We start from the raw sequence: 4,572 nt of genomic DNA on the forward strand, positions 1-4,572 counted from the left end.
CTCCAACGCCACCTTCGCCTTTTGTGCCCCAGTCATCAATTTACGCTTTTTCTCACTCATTTTTATCCACCTGTTTTATGATGGACACCATCTTAAATTATTGTCTGTTTTTATGGGTCCACTATACAGGTTGTGGGCGTGGTTGCGGGTAAACGCGGATTTCTTCACGGTAAACCGGACGTGGTTGGACGTAAATGATCTCTTCACGGTAAACGGGGCGTGGTTGTGGATAAACATTGATGATTTCACGGTATTGGGGTCTAGGCCTGTGATGATGGTGTTCGTGCCATTCGCCACCACCCCAGCCACCGCCGCCCCAACCGCCACGACGACCCCAGTCGTCATCATCCGCATAAGCAGAAGTTGCCGCTAAGGCACATAAGCTCAAGGCAACCATAAACACTAATTTTTTCATAACAGCCTTCCATAAATAAGGATTAAGTGACGGTGGCGGTTAACCCAGCCCCGCATTGCCGTGTTGGACAATGTGGCTACATCATAGAGGAAGCAATATTAATGAGGGCTTAATGGTTTTGGCTTTTATCCGTGCGCCAGCTTAATGGCTGTGATTTAGGTTTATGCCCTGTATGGTACTGTACTGACAGGACATAAAGGGCATAAGAAGAACGAGGTAGATGTAGTGACCAGCAGGCTAGTAATGCCCGCTAGGAACTTCTAAACGAGTATCAAGGACTTAAGGGCAAGCAAAAACCTTAAAAGCTCAGGGCAAACTATTTTTGCCCTGAAACCAACCGTAATTTGCCTACCTTTGTCTACCCTGCTTATTTACATGACAACATCGGCAACGACCAAGCTGCTGACTCCTGTTATTTGCATAGAAAAATCAGCACTGCTATCAGCATCGTTGTTACCGTATAAGATGTGTGCCAATTGGTCAAAATAAAGCTCACCTACTTGGGTAAAAGTGCCTAAAAAAGCTCCCCCTACCCTTAAAACGGAAAACGCACTGTTACCTGCCAAGGCCGTATTAGCATCAATACTGGACACATCGATCTTGTCGCCTTGTGTATGGTTAAAGTCAGTAATAGTATCCCTAGTTGTTGATAGTGTTCCCGTATCTGTCTCAAGGATAAACTTAAAGACATCCGCACCCAACCCGCCGGTCAGCCTGTCCGCACCCGCACCGCCGTTGAGGACGTTGGCGGCTCCGTTGCCGATCAGGACGTTGTTGAGGCCGTTGCCGGTACCGTTGATGGCCGCAGTGCCCGACAAGGTCAGGTTTTCCACGTTGCCCCCCAGCGTGTAGCTGATCGAACTGCTGACCGTGTCAATCTCGGTCGCCAGCGTGGAGGTCTCGGTGACGATGTCACCGGCGTTATCGACGATATACAGGTCGTTGCCCAACCCGCCGGTCAGCCTGTCCGCACCCGCACCGCCGTTAAGGACGTTGGCGGCCCCGTTGCCGGTCAATGTGTCATTATTTGAACCGCCTGTGATATTTTCAATCAAGGAGAGCTTATCTACACCTGCCCCGCCGGTATTTTGCCAATCGCTTAAGCTCAAATTAACATTAACCGCCTTTGTAAAAGAGGCATAAGATACCGTATCAACGTCACTGCCGCCGTTGATCTCGTCATCACCGGAACCAGAAACCAAGGTATCATTGCCACTGCCACCAAATAACCTGTTATCACCTGCTTTCGTTGAAATACTTTGCTCTACCGATACAAAGGTATGTGCGTTATCAGTGGCGATAACTTTGGCGATAACACTGTTATCTGATAAATCCAGACCTGATACGGTACTTGTAAAACGTAAGCCTAACGGTGTCGAAACCAGCTGACTTGGTTGGATTGTTGTCAGTAACGTGCCGTTCCGGTATAGCTCGACCCTAGCAATGTCGGACAGTTGCACAGACGGGGCAATCAAACCTGCGGTCAACGAGGCTGTATCATTGACACGGATTGCCGAGTTATTGACTGTATTATCATCCACCAAATCAAGTGCCGGAAGGTCGGAACTGGCTCCTAAGCCTATAGCGCGTATAGAGGCATTAATACCCGATGGGTTTATCAGTGTTTGCACTTGCGTTGAGTAGCTGCCACCTTCATTTGGCTGACCATCGGAAATAAAAAAGACATAATTAAGGCCCGCCCTGTTGTTAAAAAACGAAACCGCCTCATCAAGCGCAACCGTGTAATTGGTGCCGCCACCTAAATTCAGTGAGCGTAACGAGTCGATGATATCCAGCCTGCCATTATTGTTAGCGTCTGTAGACATCCCGTTGTTAAACGTGGTGGTGGCAGATGAACTGAATGGGATTAGGGTAATTTGGCTGCTTGAAAAGCCTGTCTGCATAAGAGAATTAGTCAGCGATTCAAAAGACGCTATCGCCGCATCTAAAATCGTGTTTGAATACCCATCCCCGTTAAGATCGCCCACCGTAGTGCCTTGAAAAACGCTTTGCATACTGCCTGATACATCAATGACATAGGCGATATTGACATTACCTGACTGCCCACCGGAACGGCTCAGCAAACCATCAACCACCGCGCTGCCGGTGTCCGTGAAATCAGGCGCCGTCAGGCTAATACTCAGGTTTAGGCCCGAAGAAGGCACGATCACTTGGTTGGAAACCGTTGAGGTGTCACTTTGGGCGCCACTTGCTGAGGTTGAATAAAGAATGTCATTGCCATCTCCGCCGTTAAGCAGGTCGTCACCTATCCCCCCCTGTAAGATGTCGTTGCCGGAACCGCCATTTAAGCTGTCATCGCCTTTACCGCCTAACAAACTGTCATTGCCGTCTTGGCCATAAATGACATCATCGCCGCCCAATCCTTGGATAAGCTCATGATCGGCGGTACCTTGAAAAAAATCATCTTTTTGAGTCAAGTTAACAAGCAAAGGGTCATCGTTAACAATCGTGCCAGTTGCCGAATTTGCCGCTTGATTAACCGCTCCGCCAACCGCATTATCAATAACCACACTAAATGTTTCGTCACTTTCCCTAATCGCATCTCCAGCAATTTGCAAAGTCACTACTTGCGTTTGTTGGTTAGCGGCAAAGTTGATGATGCCACTAGGCAAAACGCCTCCGACAAAATCACTACCCGCCGCTTGATGGAGACCAGATCCTGAAATTGTGTAATGGACACTACCGGCTTGGCTAAGATTGCCGGAACGGGTAACTGTAAAAGTAAAGCTACCATTATGGCCATTGCCTTCGTCTTGGACTAAACCGGTACTAGAGGTGATGGCAAAATTAGAGACGGGGGGGGTGTAGGAAAAATTAGCCAATTGCTGCAATTCAGCGGCGCTCATACCGGCAAAAATATCTTGCGCCCCACTACTTAAATAAGCCGCTACGGTCTGAGCCTCGGCCCTAGTTGCCGCTTGGACACCAAAATGCATAATAATTTTGGTTTCTCCTGGAGCAAGATGCAACAAGAAACTGTAGCTAATATCATCATCGCCATTAACCCCGTAAACTGCCGTAGGGGCCAGGCCGTTGTGGCCGCCAAAAACCTGTGCTACCGCCGGATCTCCACCGTTATCAGTGCTATCGTCAGTGACCAACCAATGATCGGCGGTTGTAAAACTACCATCACCACTGGACGTTGCGATAATACTCGTAGAACTATCTGAACCCAAATTACCCCGAATGACTAAATTATAGGTTGTGGCAACGCTTCCTGTGTTGGTGACAATCTCAAGAAATCTAGCATAACCCACCGTGCCACTGTCCGGCACATATACCTTTCTGGTGACATCAATGTCCCCCGATGCGTTTGAGGCCATCACCACCTCTCTGTTGGAATCTTCATATGTCTGAGTGGTTGATGAAAACCCGTCTAGTACAAAGGCCGTATCGAAAGCATCGTTACTGCCATCGTTAATAGAACCATTGGCTTGAATGTCCCATATATAATTGCGTATATCAGTTAAAGTGGCCACTACTAATTCCTTAAAATATCTCGGCAAGCCGATGATGTAAAAATATGAACCGCTCAGAGCGGATTGATTTTGTGCTGTTTAAAACCCACACCTGCTAACAAATCTGACAGCCTATTCATTTTCTCTCTGTACTCCCCCCCCTTTTTTTTCTTATTATTAAATTTGATAGCGCATGGCTTTACCCAAGCCATCTCATCACTGAAACGCCAACCTATCGCAAAACAGCAGTTTGTGAAGCCTTCTCTTCAGGCCATACAGCCTGAACGAACCTATTTAGCTAGATAAATCAAGTGTTGCCTTACGCACAAAATATGACGAAAAAAACATTAATACCGTATTTTAGGAAAATGCGGTTACTACCCTTATTTATAACAAAAACATTGAGTAATTTATATTAAAAAGTACCTAAAAAAATGGGTACTTTTTAATAAAAACTAGCTTAAAAAGCCTACACAATTGATATTAAAAATAATATCCATTTTTAATTTTTATTTTTCCAAAAACTTAAGTGCCTCCATTCATTCGTAACAGTTAAGTGGACCCCATTGTCCAGACAATATTTAGCCTAGTTTAAGATAGTGTCATTGCCATTGCAGCGGATTGGCGCTGCCCCGTTTCTCCGTTTGAAACATTTCGTTTGTCGCTAAAATGGTCTGC

2 protein-coding genes are annotated in these 4,572 nt (G+C 46.5%); both read right to left on the reverse strand.

Features of this window, described 5'->3' with window-relative positions; all coding sequences use genetic code 11:
* Positions 1 to 121: 121 nt before the first annotated feature.
* On the reverse strand, positions 122 to 415 hold the full coding sequence (locus AADEFJLK_RS24220; protein ID WP_146054729.1) for a hypothetical protein: 294 nt from the start codon (positions 413 to 415) through the stop codon (positions 122 to 124).
* A gap of 371 nt (positions 416 to 786) precedes the next feature.
* The gene (locus tag AADEFJLK_RS24225) at positions 787 to 3,915 is read right to left on the reverse strand and encodes a beta strand repeat-containing protein (protein WP_146054730.1); all 3,129 of its coding nucleotides are present in this window, start codon (positions 3,913 to 3,915) and stop codon (positions 787 to 789) included.
* Positions 3,916 to 4,572 lie beyond the last annotated feature (657 nt).

The sequence above is a fragment of the Methylovulum psychrotolerans genome (assembly GCF_002923755.1).
In the GTDB taxonomy this organism is placed as follows: Bacteria; Pseudomonadota; Gammaproteobacteria; order Methylococcales; family Methylomonadaceae; genus Methylovulum; species Methylovulum psychrotolerans.